The organism is Pseudomonas sp. 22189 (assembly GCF_052045635.1).
Classification (GTDB): Bacteria; Pseudomonadota; Gammaproteobacteria; order Pseudomonadales; family Pseudomonadaceae; genus Aquipseudomonas; species Aquipseudomonas parakoreensis.
Genome location: NZ_JBQEPG010000051.1, coordinates 16,985 through 20,036, shown reverse-complemented (window position 1 = coordinate 20,036; position 3,052 = coordinate 16,985). Strand labels below are relative to the sequence as shown.

General features: G+C 51.6%; 1 rRNA gene. It reads left to right on the top strand.

The features are described from left to right. Positions 1-82 precede the first annotated feature (82 nt). Positions 83-2,974 (top strand): 23S ribosomal RNA (locus ACTJKS_RS27635). Positions 2,975-3,052: the final 78 nt, after the last annotated feature.

Sequence of the window (3,052 nt, the reverse complement as noted above, 5' to 3'; positions counted from 1 at the left end):
ATTTGTGAGTGACTCTTAAGAGTTTTGCGAATTTTCGGCGAATGTCGTCTTCACAGTATAACCAGATTGCTTGGGGTTATATGGTCAAGTGAAGAAGCGCATACGGTGGATGCCTTGGCAGTCAGAGGCGATGAAAGACGTGGTAGCCTGCGAAAAGCTTCGGGGAGTCGGCAAACAGACTTTGATCCGGAGATGTCTGAATGGGGGAACCCAGCCATCATAAGATGGTTATCTTGTACTGAATACATAGGTGCAAGAGGCGAACCAGGGGAACTGAAACATCTAAGTACCCTGAGGAAAAGAAATCAACCGAGATTCCCTTAGTAGTGGCGAGCGAACGGGGACTAGCCCTTAAGTGGCTTTGAGATTAGCGGAACGCTCTGGAAAGTGCGGCCATAGTGGGTGATAGCCCTGTACGCGAAAGTCTCTTAGTCATGAAATCGAGTAGGACGGAGCACGAGAAACTTTGTCTGAATATGGGGGGACCATCCTCCAAGGCTAAATACTACTGACTGACCGATAGTGAACTAGTACCGTGAGGGAAAGGCGAAAAGAACCCCGGAGAGGGGAGTGAAATAGATCCTGAAACCGTATGCGTACAAGCAGTGGGAGCAGACTTTGTTCTGTGACTGCGTACCTTTTGTATAATGGGTCAGCGACTTATTTTCAGTGGCGAGCTTAACCGAATAGGGGAGGCGTAGCGAAAGCGAGTCTTAATAGGGCGTCTAGTCGCTGGGAATAGACCCGAAACCGGGCGATCTATCCATGGGCAGGTTGAAGGTTAGGTAACACTGACTGGAGGACCGAACCGACTACCGTTGAAAAGTTAGCGGATGACCTGTGGATCGGAGTGAAAGGCTAATCAAGCTCGGAGATAGCTGGTTCTCCTCGAAAGCTATTTAGGTAGCGCCTCATGTATCACTGTAGGGGGTAGAGCACTGTTTCGGCTAGGGGGTCATCCCGACTTACCAAACCGATGCAAACTCCGAATACCTACAAGTGCCGAGCATGGGAGACACACGGCGGGTGCTAACGTCCGTCGTGAAAAGGGAAACAACCCAGACCGTCAGCTAAGGTCCCAAAGTTATGGTTAAGTGGGAAACGATGTGGGAAGGCTTAGACAGCTAGGAGGTTGGCTTAGAAGCAGCCACCCTTTAAAGAAAGCGTAATAGCTCACTAGTCGAGTCGGCCTGCGCGGAAGATGTAACGGGGCTCAAACCATACACCGAAGCTACGGGTATCACGCAAGTGATGCGGTAGAGGAGCGTTCTGTAAGCCTGTGAAGGTGAGTTGAGAAGCTTGCTGGAGGTATCAGAAGTGCGAATGCTGACATGAGTAACGACAATGGGTGTGAAAAACACCCACGCCGAAAGACCAAGGTTTCCTGCGCAACGTTAATCGACGCAGGGTTAGTCGGTCCCTAAGGCGAGGCTGAAAAGCGTAGTCGATGGAAAACAGGTTAATATTCCTGTACTTCTGGTTATTGCGATGGAGGGACGGAGAAGGCTAGGCCAGCTTGGCGTTGGTTGTCCAAGTTTAAGGTGGTAGGCTGAGATCTTAGGTAAATCCGGGATCTTAAGGCCGAGAGCTGATGACGAGTTACCTTTCAGGTGACGAAGTGGTTGATGCCATGCTTCCAAGAAAAGCTTCTAAGCTTCAGATAACCAGGAACCGTACCCCAAACCGACACAGGTGGTTGGGTAGAGAATACCAAGGCGCTTGAGAGAACTCGGGTGAAGGAACTAGGCAAAATGGCACCGTAACTTCGGGAGAAGGTGCGCCGGTGAGGGTGAAGGACTTGCTCCGTAAGCTCATGCCGGTCGAAGATACCAGGCCGCTGCGACTGTTTATTAAAAACACAGCACTCTGCAAACACGAAAGTGGACGTATAGGGTGTGACGCCTGCCCGGTGCCGGAAGGTTAATTGATGGGGTTAGCTAACGCGAAGCTCTTGATCGAAGCCCCGGTAAACGGCGGCCGTAACTATAACGGTCCTAAGGTAGCGAAATTCCTTGTCGGGTAAGTTCCGACCTGCACGAATGGCGTAACGATGGCGGCGCTGTCTCCACCCGAGACTCAGTGAAATTGAAATCGCTGTGAAGATGCAGTGTATCCGCGGCTAGACGGAAAGACCCCGTGAACCTTTACTATAGCTTTGCACTGGACTTTGAATTTGCTTGTGTAGGATAGGTGGGAGGCTTTGAAGCGTGGACGCCAGTTCGCGTGGAGCCATCCTTGAAATACCACCCTGGCAACTTTGAGGTTCTAACTCAGGTCCGTTATCCGGATCGAGGACAGTGTATGGTGGGTAGTTTGACTGGGGCGGTCTCCTCCTAAAGAGTAACGGAGGAGTACGAAGGTGCGCTCAGACCGGTCGGAAATCGGTCGTAGAGTATAAAGGCAAAAGCGCGCTTGACTGCGAGACAGACACGTCGAGCAGGTACGAAAGTAGGTCTTAGTGATCCGGTGGTTCTGTATGGAAGGGCCATCGCTCAACGGATAAAAGGTACTCCGGGGATAACAGGCTGATACCGCCCAAGAGTTCATATCGACGGCGGTGTTTGGCACCTCGATGTCGGCTCATCACATCCTGGGGCTGAAGCCGGTCCCAAGGGTATGGCTGTTCGCCATTTAAAGTGGTACGCGAGCTGGGTTTAGAACGTCGTGAGACAGTTCGGTCCCTATCTGCCGTGGACGTTTGAGATTTGAGAGGGGCTGCTCCTAGTACGAGAGGACCGGAGTGGACGAACCTCTGGTGTTCCGGTTGTCACGCCAGTGGCATTGCCGGGTAGCTATGTTCGGGAAAGATAACCGCTGAAAGCATCTAAGCGGGAAACTTGCCTCAAGATGAGATCTCACTGGAACCTTGAGTTCCCTGAAGGGCCGTCGAAGACTACGACGTTGATAGGTTGGGTGTGTAAGCGCTGTGAGGCGTTGAGCTAACCAATACTAATTGCCCGTGAGGCTTGACCATATAACACCCAAGCAATCTGAATGCTCGAAAGAGACCAGATTGCGGTGTGTGAAGACGCAATGAACCGAAAGTTCGCGC